General features: G+C 66.5%; 16 protein-coding genes and 1 tRNA gene. 7 read left to right on the forward strand and 10 right to left on the reverse strand.

Annotated features, from left to right (window positions below; genetic code table 11):
* Positions 1–4 precede the first annotated feature (4 nt).
* On the forward strand, positions 5–1204 hold the full coding sequence (gltS, locus tag KUV62_RS02455; RefSeq protein ID WP_222602084.1) for a sodium/glutamate symporter: 1200 nt from the start codon (positions 5–7) through the stop codon (positions 1202–1204).
* 77 nt (positions 1205–1281) lie between these two features.
* On the opposite strand, the gene KUV62_RS02460 is transcribed toward gltS, so the two are convergent.
* The 5 genes from KUV62_RS02460 to KUV62_RS02480 all read right to left on the reverse strand — a co-directional run bounded on the left by KUV62_RS02460 (position 1282) and on the right by KUV62_RS02480 (position 8808).
* Positions 1282–4029: a cation-translocating P-type ATPase gene (locus KUV62_RS02460; RefSeq protein ID WP_222602085.1), complete on the reverse strand. Its 2748-nt coding sequence runs from the start codon at positions 4027–4029 to the stop codon at positions 1282–1284.
* A gap of 34 nt (positions 4030–4063) precedes the next feature.
* Entirely contained in the window at positions 4064–4999 is a 936-nt protein-coding gene (arcC, locus tag KUV62_RS02465; protein ID WP_222602086.1) for a carbamate kinase, read from the reverse strand.
* Positions 5000–5001: 2 nt separating this feature from the next.
* Entirely contained in the window at positions 5002–6000 is a 999-nt protein-coding gene (locus KUV62_RS02470) for an ornithine carbamoyltransferase (RefSeq protein WP_222602087.1), read from the reverse strand.
* A 66-nt stretch (positions 6001–6066) separates the two neighbouring features.
* Complete coding sequence (locus tag KUV62_RS02475; RefSeq protein WP_222602088.1) at positions 6067–7290, reverse strand: arginine deiminase; 1224 nt, start codon at positions 7288–7290, stop codon at positions 6067–6069.
* Between the two features lie 78 nt (positions 7291–7368).
* The gene (locus tag KUV62_RS02480; RefSeq protein WP_222602089.1) at positions 7369–8808 is read right to left on the reverse strand and encodes a YfcC family protein; all 1440 of its coding nucleotides are present in this window, start codon (positions 8806–8808) and stop codon (positions 7369–7371) included.
* 402 nt (positions 8809–9210) lie between these two features.
* On the opposite strand from KUV62_RS02480, the gene nhaC reads away from it, so the two are divergent.
* On the forward strand, positions 9211–10686 hold the full coding sequence (gene nhaC, locus KUV62_RS02485; RefSeq protein ID WP_222602090.1) for a Na+/H+ antiporter NhaC: 1476 nt from the start codon (positions 9211–9213) through the stop codon (positions 10684–10686).
* Between the two features lie 141 nt (positions 10687–10827).
* Here nhaC and KUV62_RS02490 read toward each other — a convergent pair.
* From KUV62_RS02490 to KUV62_RS02505, 4 genes are all read right to left on the reverse strand, one after another.
* Positions 10828–10904, reverse strand: a tRNA-Arg gene (locus KUV62_RS02490).
* A gap of 72 nt (positions 10905–10976) precedes the next feature.
* Complete coding sequence (locus KUV62_RS02495) at positions 10977–12359, reverse strand: sensor histidine kinase (RefSeq protein WP_222602091.1); 1383 nt, start codon at positions 12357–12359, stop codon at positions 10977–10979.
* A 20-nt stretch (positions 12360–12379) separates the two neighbouring features.
* Positions 12380–13786 (reverse strand): dihydrolipoyl dehydrogenase family protein, encoded by a 1407-nt coding sequence (locus tag KUV62_RS02500; protein WP_222602092.1) that lies wholly within the window; start codon positions 13784–13786, stop codon positions 12380–12382.
* Between the two features lie 12 nt (positions 13787–13798).
* Positions 13799–14554 (reverse strand): TVP38/TMEM64 family protein, encoded by a 756-nt coding sequence (locus KUV62_RS02505; protein ID WP_222602093.1) that lies wholly within the window; start codon positions 14552–14554, stop codon positions 13799–13801.
* A 264-nt stretch (positions 14555–14818) separates the two neighbouring features.
* On the opposite strand from KUV62_RS02505, the gene rpmH reads away from it, so the two are divergent.
* From rpmH to yidD, 3 genes are all read left to right on the forward strand, one after another.
* A complete protein-coding gene (gene rpmH / locus KUV62_RS02510; protein ID WP_076623372.1) occupies positions 14819–14953 on the forward strand; it encodes a 50S ribosomal protein L34 in 135 nt (44 codons plus the stop codon).
* Between the two features lie 142 nt (positions 14954–15095).
* Positions 15096–15458 carry a ribonuclease P protein component gene (gene rnpA, locus KUV62_RS02515; RefSeq protein ID WP_222602094.1) on the forward strand — a complete coding sequence of 121 codons (363 nt, stop codon included), beginning with the start codon at positions 15096–15098 and terminating at the stop codon, positions 15456–15458.
* Positions 15455–15691: a membrane protein insertion efficiency factor YidD gene (yidD, locus tag KUV62_RS02520; protein ID WP_222602095.1), complete on the forward strand. Its 237-nt coding sequence runs from the start codon at positions 15455–15457 to the stop codon at positions 15689–15691. Before rnpA ends, yidD begins: the two co-directional genes overlap by 4 nt.
* A gap of 4 nt (positions 15692–15695) precedes the next feature.
* Here yidD and KUV62_RS02525 read toward each other — a convergent pair whose 3' ends face one another.
* The gene (locus tag KUV62_RS02525) at positions 15696–16232 is read right to left on the reverse strand and encodes a superoxide dismutase family protein (RefSeq protein ID WP_222602096.1); all 537 of its coding nucleotides are present in this window, start codon (positions 16230–16232) and stop codon (positions 15696–15698) included.
* Between the two features lie 100 nt (positions 16233–16332).
* Between KUV62_RS02525 and ttcA the strand changes: the two genes are divergently transcribed.
* Entirely contained in the window at positions 16333–17217 is an 885-nt protein-coding gene (gene ttcA, locus KUV62_RS02530; protein WP_222602097.1) for a tRNA 2-thiocytidine(32) synthetase TtcA, read from the forward strand.
* Between the two features lie 63 nt (positions 17218–17280).
* Positions 17281–18828, forward strand: coding sequence for a GGDEF domain-containing phosphodiesterase (locus tag KUV62_RS02535; RefSeq protein WP_222602098.1), 1548 nt, complete (start codon positions 17281–17283; stop codon positions 18826–18828).
* Positions 18829–18910 lie beyond the last annotated feature (82 nt).

Below are 18910 nucleotides of genomic sequence, written 5' to 3' on the forward strand. Positions count from 1 at the left end.
CAACATGATCGTGCCCGCCTTCCTCTCCGCCACCATCGGCATGCTGGTCTATTTCATCGGCGTGCGGCTGACCGAGAAGATCGCTTTCCTGCGCGATTTCAACATTCCCGAGCCGGTCTCCGGCGGGCTGGCCGTGTCACTGCTGACGCTGCTCCATCACCTGTTCACCGGGACCGAGATCGACTTCGACCTGAGCGGGCGCGATTACCTGCTGCTGGTGTTCTTCTCGACCATCGGGCTCAACGCCCGGCTCTCGGATCTGATGAGCGCCGGCAAGGTGCTTTTCTACCTCGCCCTGATCACCGTCGCCTTCCTGGTGATCCAGAACGCCGTCGGGCTGGCGGGTGCGGCGCTTTTCGGCCTGCCCCTGCCCGCCTCGGTGCTGCTGGGCTCGGCGGCGCTGATCGGCGGGCATGGCACCGCGATCGCCTGGGGCCCCTATATCACCGAGCTGACAGGCGTTGCGGGCATGGCCGAGATGGGGCTCGCCACCGCGACGCTGGGGCTGGTGCTGGCGGCGCTTCTCGGCGGGCCGGTGGCCAAAATCCTCATCGAGCGCAACCGGCTCGAGGGCCCGCATGATGCCGCCCCGATGGTCGGTCTCGAATTCGATGACGAGGCAGAGCCCGCCGAAGCGGTGAACCACGTCAACCTGATGCGCTCGATCCTCGTGGCGCATATCGCGATCATGATCGGCTACCTGCTTCATGCCGAGTTCACCGCCATCGGGCTCGACCTGCCGCTCTTCGTACCCTGCCTGATGGCCGGCATCCTGCTGTCGAACACCGTGCCGCTGCTGCGCCCCAAGCTGCCCTGGCCGGCGCGCACGCCGGCCCTCGCGGTGCTGTCGGATTTCAGCCTGTCGCTGTTTCTCGCCATGTCCCTGATGAGCATGCAGCTCTGGACGCTGGCCGGGCTCGGAGGACCGCTGGCCACGGTGCTGCTGGTGCAGGTGCTGGCGACGGTGGTCGGCGTGCTCTTCGTGTTCTTCCCGCTGATGGGGCGCGACTATACCGCCGCCGTGCTCTCGGCGGGCTTCGTTGGGTTCACGCTGGGCGCCACCCCCACCGCCATCGCCAACATGTCGTCGGTGACCAAGCGCTACGGTGCGGCGCCGCTGGCCTTCATCGTGCTGCCGCTGATCTCGGCTTTCTTCGTCGATCTCGCCAATGCGCTGGTGATCCAGCTCTTCGTCTCGCTCTAGACGCGCCCTCGCCCCCCGAGACGAAAAGACCCGGCGCGTGAGGCGCCGGGTCTGGTTGTCTTGGTTCGGGCGGCTGCTCAGAGGAACTTGAACCCGAAGATCTCCTTGATCCCCGACAGGATGAAGGTCGGCAGCGCCGCGATGAAGCCGCAGGCCAGCAGGATCGGCATCGGCAGGCTCGCCGTGCCCAGCACGTAGTGGCCGAAGGGCGAGTAGACGGCGATGGCCGAGAGCACCAGCGAGATCCCCACCGCCATCAGCAGCTTGGGATTGCCGAAGGGCGACTTGCGGAACAGCGTCGTGGTCGTGCGGGCATCGAAGACATGCCACAGCTGCGCGAACATGATGGTCACGAAGGCCATGGTCTGCGCCATCTCGAAGCCGAGCTCCATCGCCAGCCCCTGCGAGAAGGTGTAGTAGCTGATGCCGCCCACCGCGAGGCCGCGGATCAGGATGCGCTCCTTCATGCCGTCCGAGAACAGGTCGTGATCGCGGGTGCGCGGGGCGCGCTCCATCACGTCCGGCTCGGCCTCCTCGAAGCCCAGCGCCAGCGCCGGGATCCCGTCGGAGACGAGGTTTACCCAGAGAATCATCAGCGGGGCGAGCGGGATCAGCGGCTCGTTGCCCATGAGCAGGAAGGCGAAGAGGATGGTCGAGACCTCGGCGACGTTCGAGGTCAGGGCCTGGCGCACGAACTTGAGCAGGTTGTCATAGATCCGGCGGCCCTCGCGCACGGCGCTGACGATGGTCGAGAAGTTGTCATCGAGCAGCACCAGCGCGGCGCTGTCCTTGGCCACCGAGGTGCCGGTGATGCCCATCGCCACGCCGATATCGGCGGTGCGCAGCGCCGGCGCGTCGTTGACCCCGTCGCCGGTCATCGCGGCGACCTCGCCATTGGCCTGCATCGCCTTGACGATGCGCAGCTTGTGCTCGGGTGTCACGCGGGCAAAGACGGCGGCGTTCTTCGCGACCTCGGCCAATTGCGTGTCGTCCATGCCGTCGATCTCCTGGCCGGTATGAACGGTCTGCGCCTCGGAGGTGCGGATGCCGATCTGCTCGGCGATGGCCTGCGCGGTGACCGCGTGGTCGCCGGTGATCATCACCGTGCGGATGCCGGCGGAGGTGGCATCGGCCACGGCAACCTTCACCTCGGGGCGCGGCGGATCCATGATGCCGTGGATGCCGAGCAGCACGATGTCGTGCTCGGGATCCTCGGGATCGAAGGTGCCGTCCTCGGCATAGCGGAAGGCCACCGCCAGCGTGCGCAGCGCACGGCCGCCGAACTCGGCGATCACCTCTTCGACCTGCGCCCGGATGCCATCGTCGAGCGGCTGGATCACGCCGTTGAGCAGGATGCCCTTGGCGCGCGACATGATGACGTCGGGCGCCCCCTTGGCGACCAGAACCTTGCGGCCGTCGGGCATGCGCACATGCATGCTCATCATCTTGCGGGTGCTGTCAAAGGGGAAGGATTGCAGGATGTCATAGTGATCCTGCTTCAGCGCATCGCGGTTGATGCCGACCTTTGCCCCCGCGACGACCAGCGCCCCCTCGGTGGGGTTGCCCTGCACCGCATGGCGGCCGTCCTTCACCATCAGCTCGGCCTCGTTGCAGTAGACCGACACCTCGAGCATCCGCGCCAGATCCTGCTCGTCCGCGATGACGGCGGCGTTGCCCTCGGCGTCGAGGAAGTCACCGTTGGGGTCGAAGCCCTCGCCGCTCAGCTCCCAGGTCTTGCCACCGGCCCAGAGCCGCATCACCTGCATCTGGTTCTGGGTCAGTGTGCCGGTCTTGTCGGAGCAGATCACCGAGGTGGTGCCCAGCGTCTCCACGGCGGAGAGCTTGCGCGCCAGCGCGTTGTTCTGGACCATGCGCTGCGAGCCCAGCGTCAGCACGATGGTGACGACCGTCGGCAGACCCTCGGGGATGGCGGCGACCGAGAGCGAGATCCCGGTGGTGAGCATCTCGGACAGGCTCATGCCGTGGAAGATGCCGATGCCGATGACCACGGCCACCACGCCCAGCGCGGCGGCGATGAGCACCTTGGAGAGCTTCTCGATGCGCTCCTGCAGCGGGGTCTTGGGCTCTTCGGTGGTGGCCATCATGTGGGCGATGTGGCCGACCTCGGTCTGCATCCCGGTCGAGGTGGCGATGCCGATGCCGGTGCCGTTGGTCACCTTGGTCGACATGAAGCCCATGTTGAGCCGGTCGGCCAGCGTCAGCTCTGGATCGTCGATGGCCAGCGTGTGCTTGTCGACGGGCTCGGATTCGCCGGTCAGCGCGGCCTCGTCGACCGCCAGCCGCGCCGCCTCGATGAAGCGCACGTCGGCGGCGATGATGTCACCGGCCTTGAAGCGCAGGAAATCGCCCGGGACGATGTCGGCGGCCGGGATCTCGGCCCATTCGCCGTCGCGTTTGACGAAGGCCAGCGGCGCGGCCATCTCGCGCAGGGCGGCGAGCGAGCGGGCAGCGCTGAATTCCTGGTAGAAGCTGATCACCGCGTTCAGCACCACGATCACCGCGATGGCGATGGCATCGACGAGGTGGCCGGTCGCCAGCGAAATCACCGCGCCGATCATCAGGATGATCAGCAGCGGGTTCTTGAACTGGACGAGGAAGAGCATCAGGGGCGAGGTCTGCTTGCCCTCGGCAAGCTTGTTGGGCCCGTGCTGGTCGAGCCTCTGCTTCGCCTCCGACGTCGAAAGACCGGTACCGGCATCACTGCGCAGGACGGCCGCGACGTCTTCGCCGCTGCGCGTCCAGGGCACAGCGGTTCCGGCGCCGGCCTCTTGGGCGGGAACAATCTGGGCGGTCTGGTCTTTCATGTTCGTATCTTTCTAAAATGTGGGTGGCCCGCGCTTACGCGCGGACCAGTTCAACGTCGGCGACCTCCGGGTCGATGGTTGTTCCGGTCTCGCCCCGCAGCGCGGCGGCGACATCCTTGAGAGCACAGATCACGGCACGCTTGCCGCTGGCGCGGACGAAATTCTGCGCCGCCTCCACCTTCGGCCCCATCGAGCCTGCCGGGAAGTCATAAGCGTCCATCTGGTCGGGGGTGGCCCGCCGGATTGCCGTCTGATCGGGCGTTCCCCAGTCGAGGAAGACCGCATCCGCATCGGTGGCGACCACGAACACGTCGGCATCGATCTCCGAGGCCAGCAAGGCCGAGCAGAAATCCTTGTCGATGACGCATTCGACCCCGGTGAGATGGCCCTCGCGGTCATAGACCGTGGGGATGCCGCCACCGCCGGCGGCGATCACCACCGCGCCATTGTCGAGCATCCAGCGGATCGGGCGCACCTCGAAGATCCGCTTCGGCGCCGGCGACGGCACCACGCGGCGCCACTTGTCGCCGTCGGGCTTGATCGACCAGCCCTTCTCGGCGGCGTTCTTCTTGGCCTCCTCTTCCGAATAGACCGGACCGATGAACTTGGTCGGGTCCTTGAAGGCCGGATCCTCGGCATCAACCTCGACCATGGTCAGCACGGTGGCGAGCGGAGTTTCGAAGGGCAGAAGGTTGCCCATTTCCTGCTCGATCATGTAGCCGATCATGCCCATGGTCTCGCCGACGAGGACGTCGAGCGGATACTCGTCGACCTCGGTATAGGCGGCTTCCTGAAGGGCCAGGAGGCCGACCTGCGGGCCATTGCCGTGGGTAACGACCAGATCGTTTCCATCTGCCAGCGGGGCCAGGGCCTCGGCGGCGATGCGGACATTCTCGCGTTGGTTCTCCGCCGTGAGCGCCTGCCCACGGCGAAGAAGCGCGTTGCCCCCAAGAGCGACAACGATCCTCATGGTCATGCCCCCAGCGTGGCCACCAGAATGGCCTTGATGGTGTGCATGCGGTTCTCGGCCTGCTCGAACGCGATGTTCATCGGGCTCTCGAACACTTCCTCGGTCACCTCCAGCTCGGTGATACCGAACTTCTCGGCGATGCTGGCGCCAACCTTGGTCTCGGTGTTGTGGAAGGCCGGCAGGCAGTGCATGAACTTGACCTGCTTGTTCTTGGCCTTTTTGATCAGGTCCATGTTGACCTGGTAGGGCTTGAGCAGCTTGATGCGCTCTTCCCAGACCTCGGCAGGCTCGCCCATCGACACCCAGACATCGGTGTGGATGAAGTCCACGCCCTCGACGGCGTTGACGTCATCGGTGATGGTGATGCGGGCGCCGGTCTGCTCGGCCCACTCTTCCGCCATCTTGATGATCTCGGGCTCGTTCTGGTTGTCCTTCGGAGCGATCATCCGCACGTCCATGCCCATCATGGCGCCCAGCAGCAGCAGCGAGTTGCCCATGTTGTTGCGGGCGTCGCCCAGGTAGGCATAGGCGATCTGGCTGCGCGGCTTGTCGGAGTTCTCGACCATGGTCAGCATGTCGGCGAGCATCTGGGTCGGGTGCCAGTCGTCGGTCAGGCCGTTATAGACCGGCACGCCCGAGTAGTCGGAGAGCTGCTGCACCATGTCCTGGCCGGAGCCGCGGAACTCGATGGCGTCGAACATCCGACCGAGCACGCGGGCGGTGTCCTTCATCGATTCCTTGTGGCCGATCTGGCTGCCCGACGGATCGAGATAGGTGATGTGCGCGCCCTGGTCGTGAGCGGCCACCTCGAAGGCGCAGCGGGTGCGTGTGGAGGTCTTTTCGAAGATCAGGCAGATGTTCTTGTCGTTCAGCGCCTTCTTCTCGGAGCGGGAATACTTGGCGCGTTTCAGGTCGCGGGCGAGATCGAGCAGGTAGAGCATTTCGCGCTGCGAGAAGTCTGCGATGTTGAGATAGCTGCGGCCTCTGAGATTAAGAGCCATGTCGGCCTCCTGAAATATGAGAATTGCGGTTTTCGCGTTTGAGGAATTGGGATTGGGAAGGTTGGTTCAGACCGGATCGCGGAGCAGCGGGCAGGTCATGCAGTGACCACCCCCACGACCGCGGCCAAGCTCCTGGCCGTTGATCTCGATGACTTCGACACCGGCGGCGCGCAGCTTCTTGTTGGTGAAGGTGTTGCGCGAGTAGCCGACCACGACACCGGGCTCGAGCGCGACGACGTTGTTGCCATCGTCCCATTGCTCGCGTTCGGCCTGGAAATCGTCACCACCGGTGGCCACGATCTGCAGGTCCTCGACGCCCATCACGTCCTTGTAGACATCGAAGATCGAGCCGCTTTCCTCCGAGATGACGGTCTTGCCGTCATTTCCGGGCCGGCCGGAGAAGCAGCGGATCTGGCTTGCCACCTCCATGAATGCCGTGACCTTGTCGACGTCGAGGCAGGAGAACACCGTGTCGAGGTGCATCGCGGCGCGCGACTTGGGCATGATGCAGGCCACCACGCGCTCCACCGCGCCCTGGTCGAACAGGGTCTGGGCCAGTTGGGTCACCGCCTGGCGGGTGGTGCGCTCGCCCATGCCGATGAAGACCGTCTTGTTGCCGATCGGCATGACGTCGCCGCCTTCGACCGATGCGGCCTGGAAGTTCTCGTCGCTGTCGCCCCACCAGATCTTGAAATCCGCGTCGCGGAACATCGGGTGGAATTTGTAGACCGTGCGCTGGAACAGGGTTTCCGGCTGGCGGGCCGGCCAGAACATCGGGTTCACCGTGACCCCGTTGTAGATCCAGCAGGAGGGATCGCGCTGGAACTGGGCGTTGGGCACGGCGGGGATGATGAAGTCCGTGTGGCCCAGGGTGATGCGGGCATCGCGGCGCACCTGCGAGTCGGGCAGATCGTCGACGATGATGCCGCCCATCAGCTGGCGGGCGAGGTCGCGCGGGGCCATCTCTTCCAGCCAGGGGCGCATGTAGCGGGCCAGGCCCGGGCCGCAGAGGTTGGGGGTGATGAGGCGGTCGAGGATGAAGGGGCGGGCGTCGTCGGTCTGTTCGAAAGCCTCGGCAAGCACGTCCTGGATGTCGAAAACCTCGACGCCGCGGGCCTTCATCTTGCTGACGAAATCGGCGTGATCGATGCGGGCCTGTTCGACCCAGAGCACATCGTCGAACAGAAGTTCCTGGCAGTTGCGGGGGGTCAGACGCTCATGGGCGAGCGACGGGCGCGAGACCATGACCTTGCGGAGTTTTCCAACTTCGGAATGAACACCAAATTCCATCTTAATTTCTCCGTAGAATTAGAAAGATCGGGGTCGGCGGCCACGGCCTGGCGCGGCCGCCGGGTTGATCTGGTCAGGTCAGCTGATCACGGCGCCGACGCTGAGGAGAGCCATGATGATCACGGCCAGGACGATCACTAGCGGCAGCACGAAGCGCAGCCAGCGGTCATAGGAGACCCGTCCGATGGCAAGGCCACCCATGACGACGGCGAAGGTCGGGTTGAACAGGTTCACGAGACCGTTTGCCGATTGGTAGGCGGTGACGACCAGGTCACGACCGACGCCTGCGAAGTCTGCCATCGGGGCCATGATGGGCATGGTCAGGGTGGCAAGGCCGGAGGAGGACGGGACGAGGAAGGACATCAGGAGCTGGATTCCAAACATCACGTTGATGAAGAGGAACTCGCTGAGACCGGAGACCACGCCTTCCGCGGAGTGCAGGATCGTGTCGGTGATGCGGCCGGCATCCATGATGACCACGACACCGCGGGCCACACCGATGATCAGGGCAACGCCAAGCAGGTCACGGGCGCCTTCGACAAAGGTGTCGACGAAGGTCTTCTCGTCCATGGAGGTGCCCTTGTCGAACTTCGACACGAACCACACGACGATGGACATTGCCAGGAACAGGCCGGCCATTTCGCCCATCCACCAGTCGAGCGCGACGACGCCGTAGATCATCACCACGAAGGTCAGGCCGAACAGGGCGAGGATCGCGGCGCGCACACCGCTCAGGGACGGGAGGGCATCGCCCTCGGCGGAGGCCTTGAGGAAGTGGCTGCGGTTGACGGCGGCCATGTCTGCGACCACGGACTTGGAGGGATCGGCTTTGACGCGGGCGGCGTAGCGCATCACGTAGAAGATACCGGCGGCGAGCGAGGCGGCGAGGATCACGACGCGGAGCACGATGCCCGAGGTGAAGGGAATACCGGCGCCCTGGGAGGCCACCACGGTGGCGAAGGCGTTGAAGGTGGAGCCCAGCGTCCCGATGCCGGCGCCCAGCATGATCACGGCGACACCTGTCAGCGAGTCATAGCCTGCGCGGATGAACACGGGGATGATCAGGGCATAGAAGGCGAGGGTTTCCTCGGCCATGCCGTAGCTGGTGCCGCCAAAGGCGAAGGCGAGCATCAGGATCGGGATCATCAGGTGCTCTTTGCCCTCGAGCTTGTTGAGCAGGGCACCGATGCCGGCGTCGATCGCGCCAGTCTTGGTGACGACCATCAGGAAGCCGCCGATGATCAGCACGAAGAAGGCCACGTCGATGGCTGCGCTGGAGGCGGATCCGAGCAGGCCGGGATCGTACATGCCTGCAATGGGCGCAAGGATCACGGAGATGATCCCTTGCGGGTTGGGTTCGACCTGTTCGTAAGTGCCGGGCACGGGAGCCATGGCTCCGAGACCCTCGTTCATCTCACGGAGATATTCACCGGCGGGGATGACCCAGGTTAGTGCTGCGACAACTGCGATCAGGACGAAGAGAATGGTGAAGGCGGTGGGGAACCGGAACTTCGACATCGTCCTACCTTTCTGGTTGTGTCTTGGGGGATAGAATCATCATTAATTCTGAATGCATTTAACCTCTCCAATCTGAACACCGACATGATCCAGGTCAATTTATCATGATAAATATAAAGTTGACTGAGCGTAAACACTCGAATCTCCTTTAAGTTGTAACCGAAAACCGCGCCAAGCGCGCTAATTTGCTGACCGCGAACGGGAAAAGACGTTATCTCGCCGACACGTCGGGGCCTTGGAGGTCGCAAAATTTGATCGAGGCCATAGCCAGCGCGTTGAAACTGTCGGTAGATTCGCAACACCCACCCGCTCTGAACCGCGCCGCCCAGACGCCGCGCTCCGGGGCCGCCGGGGCGCAGTCCGCAGCGATGCGGAGGGCCATGCAAGACGGAGACCGACAGTTTGACCGACCCACAGATGCCCGCCACGGAACGCCCTGAACCCCGCGCGCCGACGATGCTCTGGGCGCTGGTCCCGATCGTTGCACTGGTCGCCATGCTTGCGGCCGCCTACGGGCTCTACGGCGACGAGGCAGCGCTCGGCGCGAACCAGATTGCGCTGATGCTGGCGGCGGTCATTGCCGCGATGGTCGGGCTGCGCTGCGGCCACAGCTTCGACGAGATGCGCGAGGCTGCCATCGCCAGCGTCAACACCGGGCTGACGGCGCTGTTCATCCTGCTGGCAGTGGGAGCGTTGATCGGCACCTGGGCGATGAGCGGCACGCTGGTGGCGATGGTCTACTGGGGGCTGCAGATCCTGTCGCCGGACTATTTCTACTTCACCGTGGTGCTGATCTGCGCCGCCACGGCGCTGGTCATCGGCAGCTCCTGGACGGTGGCCGGCACCATCGGCATCGGCCTCATGGGGGTCGCCGCGCAGATGGGGCTGAACCCGGCGATCACCGCCGGGGCGATCATCTCGGGCGCCTATTTCGGCGACAAGTCCTCTCCGCTCTCGGATGCCACCAACCTCGCCACCGCCGCCGCCGGGGCCAAGCTCTACGACCACATCATAGAGACGCTCTGGACCTCGGTCCCCACCCTGCTGGTCTGCCTCGTGGTGTTCTGGCTTCTCGGGGCGCCGGGCGAGTTCGATGCCAGCGCCATCACCGAGGGGCTGGCGGCGAATTTCAACGTCGGCTTCATCCCCTTCGTGCCGCTGATCCTCGTGCTGGGCCTTGCCGTGGCGCGGGTGCCGCCCTTCCTGACGATCTTCGTCGGCGCGCTGGCGGGCGGCATCGTCGCGGTGATCATCAGCCCGGACAGCGTCGCCGCCGCGGCCGACGACACTGGCCTCCCGCACGCGTTGCAGATGATCAAGGGCGTCTGGACGGCGCTGGCTTCGGGCTTCGTCTCCGACACCGGCTCACCCGGGCTCGACCAGCTGCTGAGCCGGGGCGGCATGGAAAGCATGCTGATCACCATCTGGCTGATTCTGAGCGCGCTGTCGTTCGGCGGCGTGGTCGACAAGATCGGCGCGCTCGACCGGGTGCTGGCGCCGGTGCTGAAGGCCGCCGACACCACCGGCAAGCTGATCGGCGCGCTGGTGGCGGCGGCGCTCGGGACCAACATCCTCGCCTCGGACCAGTACATCGCCATCGTGCTGCCCGGGAAGCTGTTCCAGCGCGCCTTCCGCAAGATGGGGCTGGCGCCGGTGGTGCTGTCGCGCGCGGTGGGCGACTCGGCCACCGTGACCAGCGCGCTGGTGCCGTGGAACAGCTGCGGCGCCTACATGGCGGCGACGCTGGGCGTGGCGACGGTCAATTACCTGCCCTTCGCCTTCTTCAACATCCTCAACCCGCTGGTGACGATCCTGTTCGGGGTCATGGGCTGGCGCATGCTGCGCAGCGACACCCCGAAGGCCGCCGCGGCGGAATAGGCGCCCGCGGCGCGGCAGGGCAACGCCCCTGCCCGCCCGCTCACAGCGGCTCCGCCAACGCCCGAGAGCGGCCTAAGTCATTATTTTCACATCCGGAAAATAAGAAAGCCCGCTGCGCTATGCAGCGGGCTTTCCGGAAACTGGCGGACCGAGGAGGATTCGAACCCCCGACCCCTTGATTCGTAGTCAAGTACTCTATCCAGCTGAGCTATCGGTCCGTGGAGGCGGGGTTTAGACTTACCCGCGAAGATGCGCAAGGGGGGGAAATGCGTTTTTCTGAGAAATTTCCTTCAGCCCATTTCTCCCATCGGCAGACGGATCTCGAAACAGGTTCCGGTCTCGTCCGAGCGCGCCAGCCGCAGCTGGCCGCCGTGATTGCGCACCAGCTCGGCGACGATGGCGAGGCCCAGCCCCGCCCCGCCCTTGCGCACGCCGCCCTGAAACGGCTGGAAAAGGTGCTCGCGCGCCTTCGGCGGCAGGCCGGGGCCGGTATCGGTCACCTCGATCACCCATTCGGTATCGCCCGCCCAGGCCGCGACGTTGATCTCGCCCGGCTGGCCGGTGCCGGTGATCGCCTGCCGCGCGTTGCGCACGAGGTTGCCGATGATGCGGTAAACCTGCTCCGGGTCGCCGCGCATCTTCAACGTGGCGGGGATATCCTCCGACAGCGAAACGTCGTGCTCGTCGATCGCCAGCCGCTCGGCCTCGAGCACCTCGTTGACCAGCTCGGCGAGGTTGAACTGCGTCAGCACCGGCGCCGGCTCCTCGGCGCGGCCGAAGGCCAGCGTGTTCTCGCAGAGCGAGACCGCGCGGGTGATCGAGCCCACCAGCTTCGGCGCCATGCGCTTAACCGACGGGTCCTCCGACATCTCGATGCGGTCGGTGAAGAGCTGCGCCGAGGTCAGGATGTTGCGCAGGTCATGGCTGACCCGCGCCACCGCGCCGCCAAGCTGCGCCAGGCGCTCCTTCTGCCGCAGCGAGGCGGCGAGTTGGGTCTGCAGCGATTGCAGCGCCTCCTCGGCCTCGCGCAGCTCCTTGACGCTGGCCGAGGGCTTGATGATCCGGCGCGCATCTTCCGGCGCCTCGGCGAAGCGGATCATGTGACCGACGACGCCCTTGATCGGGCGCACCAGCAGCCGCCGCACCGCGAGGAACAGCAGCAGCGCGGTGATCACCGAGATCACCGCCGAGAGCATCAGGATGCGCAGGCCGTAATCGAGCATCGCGCTGCGCAGCGGCCCGGCCTCCATGGTGATCTCGATGAGCTGGCCCGCCTGCCGCGACGGGTAGCCCAGAACCCGGATCACCTCGGGCTCGGGGCTCAGGAGCCGCGCGATGGCATCGTGCATCAGCACGACCGGCCCTGCTTCGCGCAGGTCGAAGCTCTCGGCCACCGGCCCCGGGACCTCCGAGGACAGCATCAGTTCGCGCGTGGCATTGCGCTGCAGGGCGACGTTGTAGACCCCGGCATTGGCCAGCAGCTCGCGCTCGAGATCGGGGTCGAGCATGTCATCGGCCAGCAGCGCCAGCGAGGCGATCTGCGCCCGCTCGAGACGGTCGGTGAGATAGTCGGCGCGGAAGCGGGCGACGGAGGGCACGAAGATCAACACCTCGGCCAGCATCACGAACACCGTCGTGAGAATCAGGAAGCGGCCGGAAAGAGAGTTGAGCATCTAGAGTACTGCTTGTCCCGTCAGGGCAGCCAGCGCTGCACCAGTCTTACAATTCTTTTCACTGTTTCGTTTTCAAACAGACGGGGAGAGAAATAGGTTCCCGCGACGCGTTTGTTAAGCTCTGCGATGGTGGGATAGGGCACAACCATGCCTGCAATGGCGCTCATCTTGAGCTTCGAGCCGATCGCGAGCGACCAGAGCCCGATCAGTTCGCCCGCCTGCGCACCGGCAATCGAGGCGCCCACCGGCCGCCCCTTCACCACCATCACCTTGAGCAGCCCGGTGGTCTGGCGCTGCGCGATGGCGCGGTCGTTGTGCTGGTAGGGCAGCCGCACGACCTCGAGCCTGTCGCCATATGCGACCCGCGCCTCGGCCTCGGTGAGCCCGACCTGCGCCAGCTCGGGCGCGGTGTAGGTGGCGCGCGGCAGGATCTCGGGCCTGACCTTGATCGGCAGGCCGAAAAGCGCGTTCCGCACGATCAGCCCGCCGTGATAGCCCGCCACATGGGTGAACTGCAGCCCGCCCGCCGCGTCGCCGATGGCATAGACGCGCCGGTTGGTCGTGCGCAGCCCCTCGTCGATCTTGATGCCCGCCTTGGTGGTCTCGATCCCCGCCTTGTCGAGGCCGAGCCCGGCGAGATTGGCCTTGCGCCCCACCGCCACCAGAAGGTGCGAGCCGTGGATCTCACCTGCCGAGGTCTCGACCGCGATGGCGCCGGCGCTGCCGCGCACCCGCTGCGCTTGCGTCTCCTCAAGAATCTCGATGCCCTCGGCGCGCAGCTCCTCGAGCACGATGGCGGCCATCTCCGGGTCTTCACGGCCAAGCGCGGTCTGCGCCTCGATCACCGTCACCCGGCTGCCGAGCCGGCGATGCGCCTGCGCCATCTCGAGCCCGATGGGCCCGCCGCCGATGATCACGAGGTGCTCGGGCTGCTCGCGCAGCTGCCAGAGCGTCTCATTGGTGAGGTAGGGCACGTCAGAGAGCCCGGGAATCGGCGGCACGAAGGGAGAGGAGCCGGTCGCGATGACGATGCGCCGGGCCGAGATGACATGGGCGCCCGCCTGCACCTCTGTGGGCGAGATGAAGCGGCCATGCTCGCGGATGACCGTGACGCCGAAGCCCTCGAATCGCTCCTGGCTGTCCATCGGCTCGATCCGGGCGATGGTCTCGGCCACGTGGGTCTGTGCGGCGGCGTAATCCACCTGCGGCGTCACGCTGGCCACACCGAAGGGCGCGGCATGGGCCATCGAGGAGGCCCGCGCGGCGCTGGCAATCAGCGCCTTCGAGGGCACGCAGCCATAATTGAGGCAGTCTCCTCCCATCTCGCCGCGCTCGAGCAGCACCACCGAGGCGCCCATCTGCGCCGCGCCCGCGGCCACCGAAAGCCCGCCAGAGCCCGCGCCGATCACCAGAAGATCCGTCTTCATCACTCTATTCCCTCAAAGCTCAGGCTTGCCGCGCGCGGCCTTGATCAGCATCGGCAGCGCCGCCAGGGCCGCAAGGCCCAAAAGCGGCAGGAGGATCTGCGGCGCCCAGAGCAGGCTCAGATCCGGCGCCTCGCCGCGGTCGAAGACCTCGCCCACGCCGACACCGATCGAGGTGAAGACCAACGCGCCGGGGATGATTCCCAGGGCGGTGGTCAGCACGAAGTTGCGGAACTGCACGCCCACCAGCGCCGGCAGAAGGTTGGCGACGAAGAACGGCACCACCGGCACCAGCCGCAGGAGGAACATCACGCTGATCTCGTTTTCGCGCAGCCGCTCGCGCAGCCGCGAGAGCTTGCCGTCGGAGGCGTCCATCTTCTCGGCCAGCGCCGCACCGAGCCCGGCGCGGGCGGCGAGGAAGATCAGCACCGCGCCAACGGTGGCGGCCAGCACGTTGAACACCGTGCCGGCGGCGAGCCCGAAGAGGAACCCGCCGGTGACCGAGGCCACCGCCGCGCCGGGCAGCGAGAAGGCGACGATGGCGATGTAGGCGAGCAGGAATCCCCCCGCGATCAGCAGGTAATGCTGGTCTCGCAGGGCCAGCAGCGCCTCGCGATTGTCGCTCAGCGTGTCGAAGCTGAGGTAGTCGCGCAGCGTGAAGAAGCCGGTGACGGCGACGATCAGGATAATCGCCAGCGGCAGGTGGCGGGTCAGGCTGCGCTTCGGCGTCTCGGCCATGTCAGCCTCTCGGGTCTGGTGCGTGTCGGTCATGGCCTTCAAGATGCGTCAGGCGGTCGCATCGCAACAGCCCTCTCACGCCGCCTTGATCGCGGGTGACGGGAAAGCCGGGGTTTTGACCTCCCCGCGCCCAAACTGTAACATATGGAGAGGCACCCGCCCTGCCCCGCGCCCGAATGTTGCAGACCGGCACGATAGAGGTTTGACATGCGGCCCTCACCTCCCTATAGGACGGGCTTCGAATGACATGGCCCGGCGAATCCGTCCCGGGCTGCCCGAGAAACGGAGTAGAGCGCGATGAAACGCACCTTTCAGCCGTCGAACCTGGTTCGCAAGCGCCGTCACGGCTTCCGCGCCCGCATGGCAACCAAGGCGGGCCGCAAGGTCCTGAATGCGCGCCGCGCCCGCGGTCGCAAGCAGCTCAGCGCCTGAGCCGCACGCTTCGCCTTGGCGAAGCGGGACGCATGGATCGACAGAAAAGCCGCTTCGGATGCGTCCGGAGCGGCTTTTCGTCGTGATCTGTCGGCAGTGATCCTATGGCAATGCCTGCAACGCGTGACCTGAAAGCCCTGGAATGAGCGAAGACACCCCTGCCAAGATCGAGACCCTGTGCAAGCGGCCCGAGTTCCTCGCCGCCGCGCGCGCCCGGCGCCAGCCAGCCAACGCGATGCTGGTGCAGGCGCGCGAGCGTGGCGACGGCTCCGACACGGTGCGCGTGGGCTTCACCTGTTCCAAGAAGGTCGGCAATGCCGTGGCCCGCAACCGCGCCAAGCGCCGGATGCGCGAGGTCGCGCGGCTGACGCTGCCCGCGAAGGGCGTTCCGGGCTGGGATTACGTGCTGATCGGTCGCCGCGATGCCACCGCCGAGCGCCCGTTCGAACTGCTGATCAAGGATCTGGAATACGCCCTGCGCAAGATTCACGGCCCGTCGAAGTGAGCCCGCTGGCCCATATCGTGGCCCTACCCGTGCGGTTCTACCGTCTGGTCTTCTCGCCCTGGGTCGGCCACGGCTGCCGCTTTCAGCCGACCTGCTCGGCCTACGCGATGGAGGCGCTGGAAAAGCACGGTGCGTTCAAGGGCAGCTTGCTTGCCGCGCGCCGCATCCTGCGCTGCCACCCGTGGGGCGGCTCGGGAATCGACAACGTTCCCGAACCGCGAAAGCGCGACTAGCGCGTCAGGACGCCGCCTCGACGATGCCGCAGGCAATGCGCGCCCCGGCCCCCGCCTCGTCGCCGTAGCTGTCGGGGCCTTCATGGATGATGAAGGCCGAGCCGTCCGAATCGAGGATCGGGGCCTCGCCGCCCTGAAGCGTCAGCGCGGTGCTTGCCATGTCGGCCGCGACATGGCCGTCGGCCGTCGCGTAGACGTTGGGCAGGTCGCCCGCATGCGGCGCTTCCCCCGAGAGCAGGCCATGCGCCTTGCCCTCCGGCGCGTAGTGACCGCCGGCGGAGGTAAAGTCCGCCGCCGAGCAATCGCCGGTCTCGTGCAGGTGGAAGCCGTGCCAGCCTTCCGGGATCCCATCCGCCTCGACGCGGATCAGGACGCCCTCGGCGGTCTCGTAGAGCTCGGCCATGCCGACGGTCGCGCCGTTGGTGTCCTTGAGCATGGCCAGCGCTCCGGGCGACTCGCCGCCCATCGCGTCCTGGGCCTGGGCGCCAGCGGCGAGGCCGGTGGCGGTGACTGCTGCGAGCAGCAGGGTTGCGGTTTTCATGGGATCCTCCTTCGCTCATGTCCCGCACAACGCCGCCCGGGCCCGCCGCGTTCCAGCAGCGCTCTTGCCTGAGACGCATTCCCCGCGTATCTGCCAGCCCATGTTCGATGATGCCGACGATATCCACCCGCTGTTCTATGGCGCTCCCAAGAGCACCGAGTTCAAGAAGCTGCGCAAGCGCATCGTGCAGCACGCGCGCGAGGCGGTGGAGCAATATGGCATGGTCGAGCGCCGCGAGGATGGCAGCGTGCCGAAATGGCTGGTCTGCCTGTCCGGCGGCAAGGACAGCTACACCCTGCTCGCGGTGCTGCACGAGCTGAAATGGCGCGGGCTGCTGCCGGTCGAGCTTCTGGCCTGCAACCTCGACCAGGGCCAGCCGGGCTTCCCGGCGACGGTGCTGCCGAAATTCCTCGAGGACATGCAGGTGCCGCACCGGATCGAATACCAGGACACCTACTCGATCGTCGTCGACAAGGTGCCCCAGGGCCGGACCTACTGCGCGCTCTGCTCGCGGCTGCGGCGCGGCAATCTCTACCGAATCGCCCGAGAGGAAGGCTGCTCGGCGGTGGTGCTGGGCCATCACCGCGATGACATCCTCGAAACCTTCTTCATGAACCTGTTCCACGGCGGCCGCCTCGCGACCATGCCGCCGAAGCTGGTCAACGAGGAGGGCGATCTCTTCGTCTACCGCCCGCTGGCGCATGTGGCCGAGGTCGATTGCGAGAAGTTCGCCCGCGCGATGAACTACCCGATCATTCCCTGCGATCTCTGCGGCAGCCAGGACGGTCTGCAGCGCCAGCAGGTGAAACAGATCCTCGACCAATGGGAAAAGAACAGCCCCGGCCGGCGCCAGGTGATGTTCCGTTCGCTGATGAACATCCGCCCCTCCCACATGCTCGACCCCAAGCTCTTCGATTTCACCGGGCTGATGCGCGATGTCGCTGCGAAAAGCGGCGAAGACGACGGTATCCCCGATTTGCGTTAAGTCCGGAGTTACCTCCGTGCGCTAGTCCTGCCCCTGCCGACCACGGCAAGAAGGAGGCAGGCGATGAGACCGATGCTGCGGGCCGCACTGATGCGGCACCACGCCCGGCTCGCGCGGTGGCTGCATGGCAATCACATGCTGGCCTTCTTGCCGGCGCTGACGCTGGCGGCGTTCTGGATCGGCGGTGAGATCTCGCTGATCGCCATCGCGATCGGGCTGCCCGTGCTCTACGCGGTCGCCGGGCAGGAGGCGCCCGGCGGGCTCGATCTCGATCGGCCGCTGCCGGATCTCATCGATGCGCCCACCGCCGAGGGCCTCGCCGACCACATGCTGTCTCGCGCCACCGCGGCCAAGCTCGCCACCGCCTGCATCATGGTCGAGGCCGAGGGGCTCGACGCGATCCGCCGGCGCGCCGGCGAGGGCGCCGTGCAGGAACTGCGCGAGAGCCTGCTGCAGCGCCTGCGCGGGCAGCTGCGCCGTGGCGACCGGGTCGCCCGCATCGGCGACTCGCGCTTCCTGGTGCTGCTCGGCCCGTCGCTGCGGCTCGATCTCGAGGCCTTGCTGACGATGGCCGAACGGATGCAGCGCGCCCTCGAGGAGCCGGCCGAAACCGAGGGCGGGACCCATTTTCTCACCGTCGCCATCGGCTTTTGCAGCTCGACACGGCTGCGCGGCCATGCCGGCGGCGCCCAGCTGATCGACGCCGCCGCCACCGCGCTGACCGAAGCCCTGGCCAACGGCCCCTCGGCGGTGAGGGCCTGGTCAGAAAGCATGCGAACCCAGCGCCGCGCCCGCAGGACGCTGCTCGAAGAGGTCGAGCGGGCGCTGGCCAAGGGCCAGATCCGGCCCTGGTTCCAGCCCCAGCTCTGCACCTCGACGGGAGCGATCAGCGGCGTCGAGGCACTGGCGCGCTGGCTGCACCCGGAACGCGGCATCGTCCCGCCCGACGAGTTCCTCACCGCGCTCGAAGAGGCCGGCCAGCTCGACCGGCTGAGCGAGGTGATGCTCGATCACAGCCTCTCGGCGCTGCGCGGTTGGGATCAGGCCGGGCTCGCTATTCCCCGGGTCAGCGTGAACTTTTCCGATGTCGAGCTACGCAATCCCCGCCTCGTCACCCGCCTGAAATGGGAGCTCGACCGCTTCGGCCTTCCCGCCTCGCGGCTTGGCGTCGAGGTGCTCGAGACGGTGATCGCCGACGCGCCCGAAGGCGTTGTCGCGCGCAACATCACCGCGCTGTCGCAGCTCGGCTGCCAGATCGACCTCGACGATTTCGGCACCGGCCACGCCTCGATCACCGCGCTGCGCCGCTTCGCCGTCCACCGGCTCAAGATCGACCGCAGCTTCGTCACCCGGGTCGACCGCGACGAGGAGCAGCGCCGCATGCTCGCCGCCGTGCTCGGCCTCGCCGACCGGCTCGGCCTCGAGACGGTGGCCGAAGGCGTCGAGAGCGTCTCCGAGCACGCGCTGCTGGCGCAGCTCGGCTGCGACCACGTGCAGGGCTTCGGCATCGCGCGGCCAATGCCCGCCGACCAGCTCGCCGACTGGGCCCGCGGCTATGCCGAGCGGGTCGCTGCGGCGCAGAACATCGGACGCAGCACCGGCACCGCCTAGCGCCTTTGCCGGTTGCGTATCTGGTCACAAAACCCGCCTCAGACCCGGAATCGGCTTGACCTTTGGGGGTCCTGCCTGTTGA

Origin of the sequence: Salipiger bermudensis, from assembly GCF_019801965.1 — a bacterium.
Lineage (GTDB): Bacteria > Pseudomonadota > Alphaproteobacteria > Rhodobacterales > Rhodobacteraceae > Salipiger > Salipiger bermudensis_A.

Excerpts from the sequence above, each read along its gene's own strand:
- gltS (WP_222602084.1), top strand. The coding sequence starts at position 5 with ATGATCGTGCCCGCCTTCCTCTCCGCCACCATCGGCATGCTGGTCTAT.
- KUV62_RS02460 (WP_222602085.1), bottom strand. The coding sequence starts at position 4,029 with ATGAAAGACCAGACCGCCCAGATTGTTCCCGCCCAAGAGGCCGGCGCC.
- arcC (WP_222602086.1), bottom strand. The coding sequence starts at position 4,999 with ATGAGGATCGTTGTCGCTCTTGGGGGCAACGCGCTTCTTCGCCGTGGG.
- KUV62_RS02470 (WP_222602087.1), bottom strand. The coding sequence starts at position 6,000 with ATGGCTCTTAATCTCAGAGGCCGCAGCTATCTCAACATCGCAGACTTC.
- KUV62_RS02475 (WP_222602088.1), bottom strand. The coding sequence starts at position 7,290 with ATGGAATTTGGTGTTCATTCCGAAGTTGGAAAACTCCGCAAGGTCATG.
- KUV62_RS02480 (WP_222602089.1), bottom strand. The coding sequence starts at position 8,808 with ATGTCGAAGTTCCGGTTCCCCACCGCCTTCACCATTCTCTTCGTCCTG.
- KUV62_RS02495 (WP_222602091.1), bottom strand. The coding sequence starts at position 12,359 with ATGCTCAACTCTCTTTCCGGCCGCTTCCTGATTCTCACGACGGTGTTC.
- KUV62_RS02500 (WP_222602092.1), bottom strand. The coding sequence starts at position 13,786 with ATGAAGACGGATCTTCTGGTGATCGGCGCGGGCTCTGGCGGGCTTTCG.
- KUV62_RS02505 (WP_222602093.1), bottom strand. The coding sequence starts at position 14,554 with ATGACCGACACGCACCAGACCCGAGAGGCTGACATGGCCGAGACGCCG.
- rpmH (WP_076623372.1), top strand. The coding sequence starts at position 14,819 with ATGAAACGCACCTTTCAGCCGTCGAACCTGGTTCGCAAGCGCCGTCAC.
- rnpA (WP_222602094.1), top strand. The coding sequence starts at position 15,096 with ATGAGCGAAGACACCCCTGCCAAGATCGAGACCCTGTGCAAGCGGCCC.
- KUV62_RS02525 (WP_222602096.1), bottom strand. The coding sequence starts at position 16,232 with ATGAAAACCGCAACCCTGCTGCTCGCAGCAGTCACCGCCACCGGCCTC.
- ttcA (WP_222602097.1), top strand. The coding sequence starts at position 16,333 with ATGTTCGATGATGCCGACGATATCCACCCGCTGTTCTATGGCGCTCCC.
- KUV62_RS02535 (WP_222602098.1), top strand. The coding sequence starts at position 17,281 with ATGAGACCGATGCTGCGGGCCGCACTGATGCGGCACCACGCCCGGCTC.